General features: G+C 74.5%; 14 protein-coding genes. 8 read left to right on the forward strand and 6 right to left on the reverse strand.

Going from position 1 to position 14,191, the window contains the following annotated elements; translation table 11 throughout:
* Nucleotides 1–93: 93 nt before the first annotated feature.
* Complete coding sequence (locus ACFXA3_RS16530) at nt 94–621, reverse strand: HD domain-containing protein (protein ID WP_385187364.1); 528 nt, start codon at nt 619–621, stop codon at nt 94–96.
* A 343-nt stretch (nt 622–964) separates the two neighbouring features.
* Here ACFXA3_RS16530 and ACFXA3_RS16535 point away from each other — a divergent pair, with 343 nt between their 5' ends.
* Together ACFXA3_RS16535 and ACFXA3_RS16540 are read left to right on the forward strand one after the other, a co-directional pair.
* Nucleotides 965–1,141, forward strand: coding sequence for a hypothetical protein (locus ACFXA3_RS16535; RefSeq protein ID WP_385187341.1), 177 nt, complete (start codon nt 965–967; stop codon nt 1,139–1,141).
* A 195-nt stretch (nt 1,142–1,336) separates the two neighbouring features.
* On the forward strand, nt 1,337–2,320 hold the full coding sequence (locus ACFXA3_RS16540; protein ID WP_385187343.1) for an NAD-dependent epimerase/dehydratase family protein: 984 nt from the start codon (nt 1,337–1,339) through the stop codon (nt 2,318–2,320).
* On the opposite strand, the gene ACFXA3_RS16545 is transcribed toward ACFXA3_RS16540, so the two are convergent.
* The 3 genes from ACFXA3_RS16545 to ACFXA3_RS16555 are packed head-to-tail and all read right to left on the reverse strand — an operon-like array spanning nt 2,306 to nt 5,168.
* Nucleotides 2,306–3,745 (reverse strand): lipase maturation factor family protein, encoded by a 1,440-nt coding sequence (locus tag ACFXA3_RS16545; protein WP_385187345.1) that lies wholly within the window; start codon nt 3,743–3,745, stop codon nt 2,306–2,308. The two genes, ACFXA3_RS16540 and ACFXA3_RS16545, sit on opposite strands and share 15 nt — an antisense overlap.
* A 20-nt stretch (nt 3,746–3,765) precedes the next feature.
* Nucleotides 3,766–4,299, reverse strand: coding sequence for a DUF1990 family protein (locus ACFXA3_RS16550; RefSeq protein WP_385187347.1), 534 nt, complete (start codon nt 4,297–4,299; stop codon nt 3,766–3,768).
* A complete protein-coding gene (locus tag ACFXA3_RS16555) occupies nt 4,296–5,168 on the reverse strand; it encodes a YndJ family protein (RefSeq protein WP_385187349.1) in 873 nt (290 codons plus the stop codon). The genes ACFXA3_RS16550 and ACFXA3_RS16555 overlap by 4 nt, the downstream gene beginning before the upstream one ends.
* 188 nt (nt 5,169–5,356) lie before the next feature.
* Here ACFXA3_RS16555 and ACFXA3_RS16560 point away from each other — a divergent pair, with 188 nt between their 5' ends.
* Genes ACFXA3_RS16560 through ACFXA3_RS16580 form a run of 5 tightly spaced genes read left to right on the forward strand, consistent with a single transcriptional unit; the run spans nt 5,357 to nt 11,451 of the window.
* Nucleotides 5,357–6,745: a DUF6777 domain-containing protein gene (locus ACFXA3_RS16560; protein ID WP_385187351.1), complete on the forward strand. Its 1,389-nt coding sequence runs from the start codon at nt 5,357–5,359 to the stop codon at nt 6,743–6,745.
* Between the two features lie 7 nt (nt 6,746–6,752).
* On the forward strand, nt 6,753–8,816 hold the full coding sequence (locus ACFXA3_RS16565) for a SpoIIE family protein phosphatase (protein WP_385187353.1): 2,064 nt from the start codon (nt 6,753–6,755) through the stop codon (nt 8,814–8,816).
* 60 nt (nt 8,817–8,876) lie between these two features.
* Nucleotides 8,877–10,127, forward strand: a complete 1,251-nt coding sequence (locus ACFXA3_RS16570; protein ID WP_385187355.1) for a hypothetical protein — start codon at nt 8,877–8,879, stop codon at nt 10,125–10,127.
* A gap of 32 nt (nt 10,128–10,159) precedes the next feature.
* The gene (locus tag ACFXA3_RS16575; protein ID WP_385187357.1) at nt 10,160–11,020 is read left to right on the forward strand and encodes an Fpg/Nei family DNA glycosylase; all 861 of its coding nucleotides are present in this window, start codon (nt 10,160–10,162) and stop codon (nt 11,018–11,020) included.
* 26 nt (nt 11,021–11,046) lie between these two features.
* Entirely contained in the window at nt 11,047–11,451 is a 405-nt protein-coding gene (locus tag ACFXA3_RS16580; protein ID WP_385187358.1) for a hypothetical protein, read from the forward strand.
* A gap of 31 nt (nt 11,452–11,482) precedes the next feature.
* On the opposite strand, the gene ACFXA3_RS16585 is transcribed toward ACFXA3_RS16580, so the two are convergent.
* Together ACFXA3_RS16585 and ACFXA3_RS16590 are read right to left on the reverse strand one after the other, a co-directional pair.
* Complete coding sequence (locus ACFXA3_RS16585) at nt 11,483–11,947, reverse strand: hypothetical protein (RefSeq protein WP_385187366.1); 465 nt, start codon at nt 11,945–11,947, stop codon at nt 11,483–11,485.
* Between the two features lie 225 nt (nt 11,948–12,172).
* Nucleotides 12,173–12,712 carry a sigma-70 family RNA polymerase sigma factor gene (locus tag ACFXA3_RS16590; RefSeq protein ID WP_385187360.1) on the reverse strand — a complete coding sequence of 180 codons (540 nt, stop codon included), beginning with the start codon at nt 12,710–12,712 and terminating at the stop codon, nt 12,173–12,175.
* Between the two features lie 265 nt (nt 12,713–12,977).
* On the opposite strand from ACFXA3_RS16590, the gene ACFXA3_RS16595 reads away from it, so the two are divergent.
* Nucleotides 12,978–14,189 (forward strand): CapA family protein, encoded by a 1,212-nt coding sequence (locus ACFXA3_RS16595; RefSeq protein WP_385187362.1) that lies wholly within the window; start codon nt 12,978–12,980, stop codon nt 14,187–14,189.
* The last annotated feature ends 2 nt before the right edge of the window (nt 14,190–14,191 follow it).

Genomic DNA, 14,191 nt, shown 5'->3' on the forward strand with positions numbered 1-14,191 from the left:
AACGGGGGGGGCCCGCCGCGCGGCCCCCCCCCGGGGCCCGGCCCCCCCCCCCGGCCCCCCCCCCCGCGGGGGGGGGCCGGCCCCACGGCCGTTTCACGGCGTGCGCTCGTACGCCCCCGCCGCGACCAGCTCCAGGACCGGACGCCAGTCCTCCATCACGCCCGCGTCGAGGCCGACGACCTTGCCCGCGTCATCCGCTTGGCGCAACGTCACGGCCGCTTCCGCGTCGGGGTCGGCCGCGAAGGCCCGCATCTCCGCCCCCTCCATCGGCCCGCCCTGTGCCCGCAGGGTCAGCGCGCTCTGCGGGGACAGCGTCCGGCCGGGCTCCACGGCCGCCAGATAGCGCTTGGCCGGCACGTGCAGCCGTACCAGCCGGGCCACCCGCTCCCCGAGCAGCGGCCGGACCGCCCGCGCGGCGTGGTCGGCGTGCCCGGCGTCGTCGCCCGGGAACAGCAGATGGCCCAGGTCGTGCACGAGCCCGGCGACTTGGAGCTCCTTGTCGAAGGGATGCGAGCGGCGCAGGAGTGCAGCAGTCTGGAGCCCATGATCGTGCAGATCGACCGGGTCTCCGCTGCGGTCGGGCGTGTCCCACGCCCCGCGGCACGCGAGCAGCAGCTCCATCAGCTCCTCGACGCTGCCGACCCTCGGCACCCCCGGCACTCCGGACTCCGCCACCGCCGCTCCCTCCGCCGCCCGTACTCCCGTCGTGCTGCCGCCGTCGAGCAGACCACCCGACACGGGCACACCGGCGTACGACTTCCTGAACTCGCGGAGAAATCAAGCCGTCGAGTGGATTTTGCCAATCCATCGAGCGGGGGCGCGCTCATATGTGTACTCTGAGTGGCACAAGACGGCCGTATCCAGGCCACGCTCCACCATGGCGCCACCGCGTCCGGAAACCCTTGACCCCTTGTGCCCGGCGCGCGGCTCGCCCTCCGGGTTACGCGACACAAAGGAGTGCGCGGTGACAGACACGACGACGAAGCCCGACGAGACGCTGGCGGAGTACCCGGCACGGCGGAACCGCCCCCATGCCGACGAGCTCGGCAGCCTCGAAGTCTGGGCCCGGTCCGCCCCGATCCGGCTCGCGGGCTACGAAGACGACCTGGCGGAGTCCCACATCCTTCCCGGCATCGACTGACCGCGACCCCACTCAGCGCCCCCGAGCCCACCGGCAACGGGGGCGCGGTGCTGCGCACCCGGCCTCCCCGGCCCCCTCGCCCGCACCGATCGTCCGGGACGCGCCAGGGGTTCCCGTCGGCCATACGCCGTGAGCGTCATCGCTGAGGGCGATCACGACTTCCGGCCGCCGCCGGCCCCCGGCACGCTGGACCGCATGAAGCTACTGATGCTGGGCGGTACCGAGTTCGTCGGACGCGCGATCACCGAGGACGCCCTGGCCCGCGGCTGGGACGTCACCGTCTTCCACCGCGGGCACCACGCACCGCCGCCGGGGACCTCCGCCGCGCACGGCGACCGCACCGCGCCCGGCGGCCTGGACGCCCTCGCCGCGGGGGAGTGGGACCTCGTCGTCGACACCTGGGGCGGCGCCCCGACCGTCGTGCGCGACAGCGCCCGGCTGCTCGCCGGCCGCACCGGGCGGTACGCGTACGTCTCCAGCCGCTCCGTGTACCGCTACCCGGCCCCCGCCGGCATGGACGAGGACGGTCCGCTGGTCGACGGCTCGCCCGACGCCGGCGCCACGGCCTACGCCGAGGACAAGCGCGGCGGTGAGATCGCCGCCCTCGACGCCTTCGGCGACCGGGCCCTCCTGGTGCGCGCCGGCCTGATCCTCGGCCCGTACGAGAACGTCGGCCGGCTTCCCTGGTGGCTGAACCGGACCGCCCGCGGCGGCCCCACCCTGGCTCCCGGCCGGCCGGAGGACCGGCTCCAGTACATCGACGTCCGCGACCTCGCGCAGTGGACCCTGGATGCGGCCGGGGCCGGACTCGGCGGCCCGTACAACGTGGTCTCCCCGCTCGGCCACGCCACCATGGGCGGCCTCCTCGAAGCCTGCGCCGCCGTCACCGGCGGCGGCGCCGAGCTCCGCTGGACCGACGCGGCCCGGATCGCGGAGGCCGGCGTACAGCCCTGGACCGAACTGCCGATCTGGCTCCCGGAGGGCGAGCTGCAGGACTACATGTGCGGCGGCGACGTCTCCAGGGCCCGGGCGGCGGGCCTCGAGTGCCGCCCCGTCGGGGAGACCGTGGCCGACACCTGGACCTGGCTCCGGTCCCTCGGCTTCGTCGCTCCGCAGCGCTCCGACCGGCCGGCCCCGGGCCTGTCCGCGGACCGCGAGGCGGCGCTACTCGGGCTCTGACCAGGCGGCCTCGGAGAGCCGGGTGGGCGGCAGGTACTCGCGCAGCAGCGTCCGGTGCCACCACGCGCCCGTCTCGCGCAGCTCCCGCCAGGTGGTGAACCGGTAGCGGTACAGCCTGGCCCGCACGTACGACGGCGGCGCGTCCGGGAAGGGGTTGTGGCGGATCAGCCGCAGCGTGTCCCGGTCGCCCGCCAGCAGCCGCTCCACGAACGGACCGAACCAGTCCCGCGCATAGCCGGGGGAGAGCGCCGCGAACCACATCAGCCAGTCGAGGCGCAGATGGTACGGGGCGAACTGGCGCGGCATCCTGTGCAGATCGCCCGGTTTGCCTTTGAACCCGTACTCCAGCCACGTCCCGTCCTCCCGCGGCACCCGGTCCGCGGTCCCCTCGACCACCACCTCGTCGCGGATCCGGCCCACGGTGCCGAAGGCCCCGTACGTGTTGACCAGGTGCAGGGGGTCGAAGGACCGGTTCATCACCTGGCGCCGCGAGACCATGTTGAGCACCGGATGCCGGCTCAGCACCAGCACCAGCACGGTCACCGCGCACACGAGGACCGCGAACCAGACGGGTGCGCCGCGCGAGGCCGCGGCCGGCGGCGGACCCGTGAGCCCGGTGAAGTCGATCGCCGCAAGGGCCACCGTGATGGTGATCCAGTTCAGCCAGGCGAAGTTGCCCGACAGCACCAGCCACAGCTGCGTCGCCACGATGATCCCGGCCGCGTACGAGGCCACCGGCTGCGGGGTGAACAGCAGCACCGGGACCACCAGTTGCGTCACGTGGTTGGCCGCGCACTCCACCCGGTGCAGCGGTTTCGGCAGATGGTGGAAGAACCAGCTCAGCGGCCCCGGCATCGGCTGTGTCTCGTGGTGGTGGTAGAGGCAGGTCAGCTTGCGCCAGCAGGAGTCCCCGCGCATCTTGATCAGCCCCGCGCCGAACTCCACCCGGAAGACGACCCAGCGCAGCAGCCACAGCACCAGCACCGGTGGCCCGGTCCGCGCGTTGCCGAGGAAGACCGCGAGGAAGCCCACCTCCAGCAGCAGTGACTCCCAGCCGAAGGAGTACCAGGTCTGCCCCACGTTCACGACCGACAGGTACAGCAGCCACAGCAGCGCCCACGCGCCCATGGCGGCGGCCAGCGGAACGAGGTCGCCCGCTCCCGCCGCCAGGGCCGCGGCGACCGCCGCCCCGGTCCAGGCGCAGCAGGCGAAGAGGCGGTCCGAGTAGCGCAGTTGGAACAGGCTCGGGGCGCGTTTGAACGGCACGTACCGCACGTAGCGCGGCACGGGCAGCATGCCGTGCGCCCCGATCAGCGCCCGGAACTGAAGGGCGGCCGCGACGAAGGCGAAGACGTAGACGCCGGCGAGGGCCCGCTGGAAGACCAGCCGGGCCACCCAGTAGCCGGGCGCCGTGAACCAGTCCATCCTCTCCAGTATCGGGCGGATCAGGCCGCGGCGGCCAGCCTGCGCACGGTGCGGCCCAGCCAGCGGGCGTAGCGCAGCTGGAGGAAGGGGACCACCGGGCCCGCGAGCCGCGTGTACCAGGCGGCCGGCCGGCTGAAGGCGGTCACCTCGAACCACACCGTGCCGTCGGGGTCCCGGCGCACCATGAAGGACTCCTCCCCGCACTCCGGATGGCCGGCAAGCGTCCCGTACGCGAAGCCGATGGCCGTGGGCTCGTACGCCGTCCAGACCACCTGGCACGGCGCGCTGATCCGCACCGGCCCGAGGCCGATCCCGACCACCACGCGGCTCCCCGCCCGGACCGCGCCGTGGCCGGCCCGGACCAGCATGCCCGAGGCCCGGTGGGCGCCGAAGGTGGTGACGGCGGTGCCGGCGGCCTCGAAGACGGCCTGTCCGTGGCCGATCCGGGTGCGGTGGTGCAGGTGGTGGTATCCGGCGGGCAGCGGCCGGTGCCGCGTCGCGCCCCGGTCCGGGTAGCTGAAGGTGCCGAGGCCGGTGCCGATGAGCCGGGTCATGGGGTGGTCTCCTCCTGTCGGGCCGCGTCCGGGGCCGGCCGGCGCCAGGCCAGCAGCGAGCACAGGGCGAAGCCGAGCGCGTTGCCGAGACCATGGGTCGCGGCCATCCAGGTCAAGGTGGGGTGGACGAGGCCGGTGGCCTCGCCGAGCGCCCACCACAGGGCGAGCAGCATGGTGGCCACCAGGACCGCGGCCGAGGTCGCCAGCAGCGTCCCGGTGGCGCGGTCCCGTGCGGCGGGGCGGATCTCCCGCCAGGTGAGCAGGGCGACCGCCCACATCCCGGCGGTCAGCACCACCGCGCCGGCCAGTTCCGCCCAGTCGTCCACGAAGTAGCCGAGGAGGACGAGCAGGGTCCCGCCGGGGACGCTGTACGCGGCCCAGCGCGCGAGGCCGCCGTGCGCTGGTGCCGCGGCCCGGCACACCAGCCCCGCGATCAGGGCGGCGGCGAACCCGGCGAAGTGGAAGTGCGGCACGGTCAGCGCCAGGACGTCCAGGTCGAAGCCGAACAGCCGGTACCCGGCGCGTTCGGCGACCAGGGCGGTCCCGGCGACCGACGGCGCGACCAGAGCGGTGGCCACGGCCGTCTCGGCCGGGGCGGGTGCGCGGATCCCGCCGGCCGGTGTCCGCAGCGCCCGGAGCAGGCGGGCGGGGGCGCGTGCGGCGAGCGCCAGGGCGGCCGCGGCGTAGACGGCCGCGAGCGCGGTGGCGACGGCGCCGCGCGGCAGCCAGAGGCACAGCGCCCCGGGGGCGGCGAGCAGCGGCCAGATCCGGGCGGTCGTCCGCAGTCCGGCCGGGTCGATCAGGCGCAGGCCGGCGGGGACGACGTAGAGCATGCCCAGCGTGACGATCAGATGCACCAGTACCGCCATCGCGGACTCCCCTCCGGGCGCGGCCCAACACTTTGAACGCGTTCAACTCACGGGGGAGACCCTACGAGGTTCTTTGAACATGTTCAAGGCGCGGCCCCGGTTCCGTCCGGACGCTCCGGTTGCGGCCCTCCCGCCGATGGGGCAGACAGGAGGGAACAACCGGGGCGAAAAGGGAGATACACGTGCACGTGTCGACACGCCGTCAGGCTCTGCGCCGTCATACACCGGTCCGCGCCGCCCTCTTCACGGTCCTCGGGCTGCTCGCCGCGGCCTGCGGCGCCCCCGAGGAACCCAAGAGCACCGCCGGACCCGAGAGCCAGGAGGTGCTGCTCCAGCCCGTCGCCTCGGCCGGACCCGACCCCTTCACCACCACCTCCGCCACCGCGGAGTCCGCCCCCGCGCAGCCCCCGCTGGCCAACCCGACCGGCCAGGGCGTGCGGACCGTCAACGCCGCCACCCCAGGCCTCTACGGCGGCACCAAACGGCTGGGCAGCTGCGACGTGGAGCAGCAGCTGCACGCCCTCACCGAGGACGAGGGCAAGGCCAAGGCCTTCGCCCAGGCCGTCTCCGTCGAGCCCGCGAAGCTCCCCGAGTTCCTGCGCGGCCTCACCCCGGTCGTCCTGCGTGCCGACACCCGCGTCACCAACCACGCCTTCCGCGACGGCCGCGCGGACCCCTTCCAGTCCGTCCTCCAGGCCGGCACCGCCGTCCTCGTCGACGACCACGGCATGCCCCGGGTCCGGTGCGCCTGCGGGAACCCGCTCCAGGCGCCGCGCGCCCCCAAGGGCCAGGCACTCAAGGGCGACCAGTGGAACGGCTACCAGCCCCACCAGGTCATCGTCATCGAACCGGCCCAGCAGGTGATCAAGAGCCTGGTCATCGTCAACGTCGCCGACAACACCTGGCTCGAACGCAAGACCGGCGACGACGGCGCCCAGGACCGCACCCCGCAGCCCGTCCCCGCGTACGACCCGGCCCAGGGCATCCCCGCCGGCCCCCTGACCGCGCCCGGGGTCGCCTCCGCCGAACCGTGCGCCCCGCCCGAGACCGGCGACCAGGCCGGCGCCGGGACGAACGGCACGGCCCGCACCGCACCGCCCGCACCGCCCGCCCCGCCCAAGCCGCCGAGCGGCCCCGGCGGGGTCCCGGCCCCGCAGGCCACCGACTGCGTGCCGGTGCACGACGACCAGCAGGCCCAGCCCGCCCAGCCCGCCCAGCCGGCCCCGTCCGGGCCGTCCGCCCCGCAGCGGCCCGCGCAGCCGCCCGCGCCTCCGCGGTCCGACGCGCCCCGCAGCCGGCCGGGCGACGTCCCCCCGGGCACGCCCTCGGACCGGCCGGACCCGCTGGACCCGCTCGACCCCCTGGCCGACCCGCTCGCCGGCCTCGCCCCGGACCTGCCCCCGCAGGACCAGCCCGACCCGGGGCGCCGGCCGGAGCCGGACGGCCCGGCGAACCGGGTGCCCGACGCGGGGGACCCCTTCGGCCCGAACGACGCGGACTCCCCGTACGACCCGTTCGGCGCCGCGGACCGGCGCGGGTCCGCCCCGGATCCCGTCTCCCCGTTGGAGAGCGCCTGACCGGCCCGTGTGTCATGGTGGATCGGTGCCGACCACCGTATCGCTGCCGGACGACTGGCCCGCACACCCGGACCGGTCGCTCTCGCTGAACCGCATGGGCAGTTTCGACTGGGACCTGGAGACCGGTCTCATGCACATGGACGCGGCCGCCCTCGACGTGTTCGACACGACGCCCGACGCGTACGACGGACGGCCCGAGTCCCTGTCCCCGCGCGTTCCGCCCGCCGAGGCGACCCGGCTCGACGCCCTCGTCTCCGCCGCCCTCAAGAGCGGCGAGGACAGCTACGGAGCCTACTTCCGGATCCGCTGCCGGGACGGGCGGCTGCGCTGGACCCACACCCAGGGCCGCGTCATGCGCGGCCCCGACGGCCGCCCGTTCCGGATCATCGGCATCGTCCGCGACGCCACCGAGGAGCTCAGCCACTCGGCTGAGCGCCTCGGCCTCGACGAGGAACGGCGCCGCCAGACCTCGGTCGTCGAGAGCACCACCGCCGCCCTCGCCCACGCCCGCACGGTGCGGGACGTCATCGACGTCATCGGCGACGCCCACGGCCTGGAGCGGCTGGGCTCCATGGGCATGGTGATGGGCCTGGTCGAGGCCGGGCGCATCCACCTGGTGGCCGAAGGCCCCCAGGACAGTTTCGTCCCCGGCACCCGGTACACCCGGATCGACGAGCAGTACCCGATGAGCGAGGTCGTCCGCTCCCTGCAACCGCGCTTCCTCGACTCCGCGGAGGAGTTCGCCGAGGGCTACCCCGAGCTCTGGGAGAAGATCTCGTACATGCGGATCTCGGCGGCCGCCTACCTGCCGCTGATCGCCCAGGCCCGCCCGATCGGCGCGATCGGACTCCTCTACCAGGACAAGGACGGCTTCACCCAGGACGAGCGGAACCTGCTGGTCGCCCTCGGCAGCAGCATCGCGCAGAGCCTCCAGCGCGCGATGCTGCTGGAGCAGGAGCACGACCTGGCGGAAGGCCTCCAGCAGGCGATGCTGCCGCGCCGGATCCCCTCGGTGCCCGGGGCGGAGATCGCCGTACGGTACCGCTCCGCCCGTATGGGCCGGGACATCGGCGGCGACTGGTACGACGTCATCCCGCTGCCCGGCGGCCGGGTCGGCGCGGTCATCGGCGACGTCCAGGGCCACGACACCCACGCGGCGGCGGTCATGGGCCAGCTGCGCATCGTGCTGCGCGCCTACGCCGCCGAGGGCCACGCACCGGGCACGGTCATGGCCCGGGCCTCCGTCTTCCTGCACGAGCTGGACACCGAGCGCTTCGCGACCTGCACGTATGTGGAGGCCGACCTCTCCACCGGCGTGCTGCAAGTGGTCCGCGCCGGGCACATCGACCCCCTGCTGCGCACCCGCGACGGGGACTGCCGGCGGCTGCCGGTGGAGGGCGGCATGCCGCTGAGCCTGTCGGCGGAGTTCGGCCGCCTGGCGTACCCGGTCACCACCGTGGAACTGGACCCGGGTGAAACGCTCCTGCTGTGCACCGACGGCCTCGTGGAACACCCCGGCGCGGACCTCGACGACGGAATCCGGCTGCTCACCAACCTGGTCCGGAGCGGACCGGCGGACCTCGCACGGCTGGCGGACCGGCTGTGCGAGGCGATCGACGAGCGGGGCGGCGACGACGACATGGCCCTGCTCCTGCTGCGCCGCGACGCCGAGGAGGCCCCGCCGGGCGGCGGCCGCCTCCAGCAGCACGTGGCCCCCGGCGACCCGGAAGCCCTGGTCGCCGCCCGCCACATGATCGGCGCGGCGGGGCGCGGGTGGGGCGCGCGCGACCGGGTCGACGAGATCGAGCTCGTCGCGGACGAGCTCATCGTGAACGCCCTGATGCACACGGACGGCCCGGCGATCGTCACCCTCCGGGTCCTGACCGGACCGGACCGCCGGCTGCGCGTCGAGGTCGAGGACCGCTCCAGCGCCCTGCCCCGCCGCCGCGAGGCCGGCGAATCGGGCGTCTCGGGCCGCGGCCTGATGCTGGTCGACCGTCTGGCGGACGTCTGGGGAGTGGAACCCCGGGGCAGCGGCAAATGCGTCTGGTGCGAGTTCGTGATGTCCTGACCGCCGGCCGGACGCATATTCCGTTGCGGCCCCTCACCGCGGTGCCGGACGATCATCGCGATGACCCAGATGACTGACGACGTCCGCCGGCTGATCAAGGCCGGAGACCTTCCCGGGGCCGTGCGCAGCCTGCGGCCGCACGCCGAGACCGCACCCCTCGCCGACCTCGCCAAGGCGACGCGGTACCTGGCCGAAGCGGCCGGGTTCGACGACCTCGCCCGCGCCGCGAAGGCCGCCGCCCGCAAGCCCGACCACCCCCAGGCGCTCTACGACCTCGGCTACGGCTGCGTCGAGCACGGGATCGCCTTCCTCGCCGTGGCACCGCTGCGCCGGGCGCTGACCCTGGTCCCCGACTCCCGGCGGCTGCTCCAGGAACTGACGTCCGCCCTGGAGGACGGGCACCGGCACGGCGAGGCCGTCGCCCTGCTCGCCGGGCGGGGAGCGGGCCTGGCGCCCTGGCCCGAGCAGTACCTGCTCGTCCACAACGCCCTTTTTGCGGGCGACCTCGACACCGCCCGCCGGACGGCCGCCGCCCTGCCGGACCCCGAGGACACCGTCTGGCTCGGCGCCCGCGACCGCCAGCGGCGGATCCTGTCCCGGGCCGCGCTCGCCGAGGCCGCCGGCGCACTCGGCGGCCAGGACCTGCGCGGCTGGCACTTCGCCCTCACCGGCGGCCTGCTGGCCACCCTGTCCCCGTACGGCTTCGACGCCGGCATGACCGGCCGCTACGCCTACCTCGGCGACGACCCCGCCCTGTGCCGCCGCGGTCTGGAGCGGCTCGGCCTGATCCTGGCCGCCGCCGGCCGCCGCCCGGCCACCGTCTCCCTGCTGCCCGGCCGGTCCTGCCACGTCATCGGGCTGGCCGCGGCCGGGCTGCTCGGGCTGCCCGCCGTACCGTACGATCCGGCGCGCACGGACACCCTCGTGGTGGCGTACGACCTGAACGCCCTCGACGCCGAGCTCCTGACCGCTCTGCACGGGCGCACGGACGGCCAGGTCCTGTACGAGCACACCACCTGCTGGACCGATCCGCCGGCCGTGACCGCCGACGTCAGCGGCCTGCTCGCGCAGTACACCGCCGCACCGTGGGCGGAGCAGGGGGACCGGCCCGCCGACACCCGGCCCGCCGAGGAGATCGCCCGCGACATCGTCACCGCCGACCCGGCCCCGGACGAGGGCGACGGGCAGACCCCCGCCGACCCGGACGAGGCCCTGCGCGCCTTCACCACGGCCGTGGCCGCCGGATGGCTCAGTGGTCCGCGCGACCGCGTCCGCTCGCCCGGACCGGTGCGCAGCTCCCGGTTCGGGTAGCCGGGGCGGGGGCGGCGGGGCAGGCTGGGGGCATGCCCGAGTTGCCCGAGGTCGAGGCCCTGAGGGAGTTCCTCGACGCACACCTCGCGGGGCGGGTCGTGCAGCGCGTCCTCCCGCTCGCGGTCAGCGTGCTGAAGACGTACGACCCGCCGCTCACGGCCCTCGAAGGGCAGCGGGCCGGGGCCACCGCCCGCCACGGCAAGTTCCTCGCCGTGCGGATCGGCGAGCTCCACCTCGTCATCCACCTGGCCCGGGCCGGCTGGCTGCGCTGGCAGGACGCCCTGCCCGACCGGCCGCCGCGCCCGGGCAAGGGGCCGCTGGCCCTGCGGGTCGCGCTGGAGGGCGGCGGCGGCTTCGACCTCACCGAGGCGGGCACCCGGAAGCGGCTCGCCGTGTACGTGGTCCGCGACCCGCAGGAGGTGCCCGGCATCGCCCGGCTCGGCCCCGATCCGCTCGCCGAGGGGTTCGACCGGGACGCGTTCGCCGCGCTGCTGGCCGCGGAGCGGCGGCAGATCAAGGGCGTGCTGCGCGACCAGAGCGTGATCGCGGGGATCGGGAACGCCTACAGCGACGAGATCCTGCACGCGGCGAAGGTGTCGCCCTTCAAACTGGCCGCCTCCTTCGACGAGGAGCAGGTCACCCACCTGTACGAGGCCGTCCGGCGGACCCTGCGCGAGGCCGTCGAGCGTGCGCACGGCGTCGCCGCCGGGAGCCTGAAGGCCGAGAAGAAGAGCGGGCTGCGGGTGCACGGCCGGGACGGGGAGCCCTGCCCGGTGTGCGGGGACACCGTCCGGTCGGTGTCGTTCGCGGATTCCTCGCTCCAGTACTGCCCGACCTGCCAGACCGGCGGGAAGCCGCTCGCCGACCGGAGACTGTCCCGTCTCCTCAAATGACGCCGCCCTGCGTAGAATCCGGCCCCATGGCCGAGCAGCAGCAGCCGTCGCCGCCCCGGCGGGAGGTCGTCACGGGTGTGCCCCGCGGCGCCCGCCGCCGGCCGCCCGCGCACACCCCGGCCCGCTCCGAGATCTCCGAACAGACCACCGTGGGCGCCACCTACGTACGGGCCCTGATGCGCAGCCAGCTCCGGGCCGGGCTCGGGGCACTGGGCGCCCTGGCGCTGCTCGTCGCCGCCCTGCCGGTGCTGTTCGCGCTGCCGCGCTCCGCGGCGGGGCCGCCGGTGTGGGTGGCCCTCGGCCTGGTGGTGTACCCGGTGCTGTGGCTGATCGCCCGCCGGTACGTCACGCGGGCCGAGCGCAACGAGGCCGATTTCACCGGCCTGGTGACGGACCCGGCGCAGGCGCCGGTCCCGCGCCGCGGAGCCTGAGCGGTTCCGCATCCCGTACGGCGCCGCGCTGTCAGAACAGGTGCATCGCCAAGTGGCCCAGTGGCAGGCCCAGTTGCCATGCGGGCGTCCACACCCGTGCGTTCTCGTCCAGGCCCGCCGGGGTGTCGGTGTGGTCGTGCCGGCCCGGGTCGAGGTTGGTGGCGAACAGTTCGGTGCGGTCCAGCCAGCGCCAGGCGGCCCGGGCCAGCTCGAGGTCGGGGTCCTCGCCCCGGCCGTGCTCCCTGGCCTCCTCGCCCAGCGCGAGGAACCGGGTGTCCACCCAGTCGCGCCAGGGGTGCCCGTACGCCGTCAGCGACAGCCACTCGTCGAGCTGCGAGACCACCCGGATCCCGGAGAGCTCGCCGGCCGCGTCGGAGAGGTAGATCGTCAGCGCGAGCGTGTCCCGGCCGGCGCGGAACTCCAGGGTACTGACCGGGATCAGCCGTCCCGTGCGCAGCAGTTCGTCGGCGATGTACTCCGCGTAGAGCCATGCCATGGGCACCGCGAGCCCGCCGTCACTGGTGCCGTTCGTACCCTCGGGCTGCACCGTTCCACCTTCTCCCGCGCGTCGAGCTTCCCGTCGTCAGCCATGAGCCTTCACCGAGCGACGCGCGGAACGGGGGATGTTTACCCAACTTGAACGCTCTGAGGCCGATTTCGATGCGTTTTGTGTCCGGTCCGCGTGTATTCGTTTCGTTCGCCGCGTGGTCCCGCGGCGGGTTCAGGCGCCGAGACCGTACCCGTACCCCTGGAGGCCCTTCCGCAGGGCGCGCAGCGCGTAGTACGTACGGGATTTGACCGTTCCTGTCGGAATGCCGAGCTCCGCCGCCGCCTCGGCGACCGAGCGGTCCTGGAAGTAGACCTGCATCAGCACCTCGCGGTGCTCCGGTCCGAGCGAGCCCACGGCCCGCCGGACGTCGATGGCCGTGACCGAACCGGCCACCGCGTCCTCGGGCGCGGGCGCCTGCTCCAGCCCCTCCGGGTCCACCTCCTGCGGCCGGGACAGCCGCGCCCGCCGCGCGTCGATCGCGAGCCGCCGCGCCACGGTGAACAGCCAGGGCCGCATGGACTCGTGGTCGCTGTCCAGCACCTCCGGGTGCTGCCACGCCCGGACCAGCGTCTCCTGTACGAGGTCCTCGGCGCGCTGGGAGTCGCCGGCCGTCAGGCCGACCAGGAAGCCGAACAGAGCCCGCCCGTGGTCGCGCTGGAGCTCGGCCAGCGCCTCGGGGTCCGTGCGCAGGAGGGTGGGGGAGAGGGGCACGAGTGGCTCCTTCCTGGGTCCGTTCGGCTCCGACGGACCCACCCTCACCTGCACGGAGCGCTCCGGGAACCGTCCCGTCCCGCCGTTGCGCCCAAGCACCCCGGTCGGCCGGTGGGCGGCCGCGCCCGGCGGTGAACGGTCGAACGGCGCGGCGAACGGCCACCCGGGTGAGACGGGGCGCTCCCGGAGCCGGAACCCGACTGGTGCCCCCTTTCCCCATGGATTACAGATGATCGGATAGTCCTACTAATGGGAGCCGCCTCAGATGACCACGCACATCCGGCACGCCCTCACGCTCCTGTCGGCCGCCCTCCTGGCCGCGGCCGCCGCGGGCTGCTCCGCCGGCAAGGAACCCGCCCCGGCCCGCCTCGGCAACTCCCGCTCCCCGGCGCCGTCCACCGGCGCCGGGTCCCACTCCGCCCGGGCCGGCGCCGAGAAGGGCTTCACCCTGGTGGCCACCGGTGACGTGCTGCCGCACGACTCGGTCATCAAACGGGCCGCGGCCGACGCGGACGGCGACGGCCATGACTTCAGGCCGATGTTCTCCCCGGTCAAGCCGGTGGTATCGGCAGCCGACCTGGCGATCTGCCACATGGAGACCGTCTACGGGGAGGACGGCGGGCCCTTCACCGGCTACCCGGCGTTCCAGTCCCCGCCCGAAGTGGCCGACGGGCTCAAGGACGCCGGGTACGACGGCTGCTCCACGGCCTCCAACCACACCCTGGACGCGGGCGCCGACGGCATCAAGCGCACCCTCGACGCGTTCGACAAGGCCGGTCTGAAGCACGCCGGTTCGGCCCGTACCGCGGCCGAGGCGGCCACGCCGACCCTGTACACGGCGGGTTCCGCGAAGGTCGCGCACCTGGCCTACACGTACGACACGAACGGCTACCCGATGCCGGAGGGACAGCCCTGGGCGGTCAACCTGACGGAGAAGGACAAGATCGTCGCGGATGCCCGGGCCGCCCGGAAGGCCGGCGCCGACGTGGTCCTGGTCAGCCTGCACTGGGGCACGGAATGGCAGACGGATCCGGACGAGACGCAGCTCTCGCTCGGCAAGGAGCTGACGGCCTCGCAGACCGGCGGGCGCCCGGACATCGACATGATCCTCGGCACGCACGCGCACATCCCGCAGGCCTACGAGAAGGTCAACGGGACGTGGATCGTCTACGGCATGGGCGACCAGGTCGCGGGCGAGATGTTCAACTACTCGGGCGCGCGGGACATGCGCGGCAACTACGGCTCGATCGGCCGCTTCACCTTCGCCCCGCCGGCCGCCGCGGGCGGGCGCTGGCAGGTCACCAGGGCCGAGTTCGTCCCCCAGATGATGGACCTGTCCGCCGGCAAGGTGATCAACCTGCCCGCCGCCCTCGCCGAGGACCCCGGCAACGAGGCGTACGAGAGCGCCCGGGACGCGGTCGCCGAAGCCGTCCTCGGCCGCGGGGCGGCCCAGGCCGGCCGGGCGTTTGCCCCCTAGCC

The organism is Streptomyces sp. NPDC059456 (assembly GCF_042750055.1).
Lineage (GTDB): Bacteria > Actinomycetota > Actinomycetes > Streptomycetales > Streptomycetaceae > Streptomyces.

Excerpts from the sequence above, each read along its gene's own strand:
- ACFXA3_RS16580 (WP_385187358.1), top strand. The coding sequence starts at position 11,047 with ATGGCCGAGCAGCAGCAGCCGTCGCCGCCCCGGCGGGAGGTCGTCACG.
- ACFXA3_RS16555 (WP_385187349.1), bottom strand. The coding sequence starts at position 5,168 with ATGGCGGTACTGGTGCATCTGATCGTCACGCTGGGCATGCTCTACGTC.
- ACFXA3_RS16550 (WP_385187347.1), bottom strand. The coding sequence starts at position 4,299 with ATGACCCGGCTCATCGGCACCGGCCTCGGCACCTTCAGCTACCCGGAC.
- ACFXA3_RS16575 (WP_385187357.1), top strand. The coding sequence starts at position 10,160 with ATGCCCGAGTTGCCCGAGGTCGAGGCCCTGAGGGAGTTCCTCGACGCA.
- ACFXA3_RS16585 (WP_385187366.1), bottom strand. The coding sequence starts at position 11,947 with ATGGCATGGCTCTACGCGGAGTACATCGCCGACGAACTGCTGCGCACG.
- ACFXA3_RS16595 (WP_385187362.1), top strand. The coding sequence starts at position 12,978 with ATGACCACGCACATCCGGCACGCCCTCACGCTCCTGTCGGCCGCCCTC.
- ACFXA3_RS16540 (WP_385187343.1), top strand. The coding sequence starts at position 1,337 with ATGAAGCTACTGATGCTGGGCGGTACCGAGTTCGTCGGACGCGCGATC.
- ACFXA3_RS16570 (WP_385187355.1), top strand. The coding sequence starts at position 8,877 with ATGACCCAGATGACTGACGACGTCCGCCGGCTGATCAAGGCCGGAGAC.
- ACFXA3_RS16545 (WP_385187345.1), bottom strand. The coding sequence starts at position 3,745 with ATGGACTGGTTCACGGCGCCCGGCTACTGGGTGGCCCGGCTGGTCTTC.
- ACFXA3_RS16530 (WP_385187364.1), bottom strand. The coding sequence starts at position 621 with ATGGAGCTGCTGCTCGCGTGCCGCGGGGCGTGGGACACGCCCGACCGC.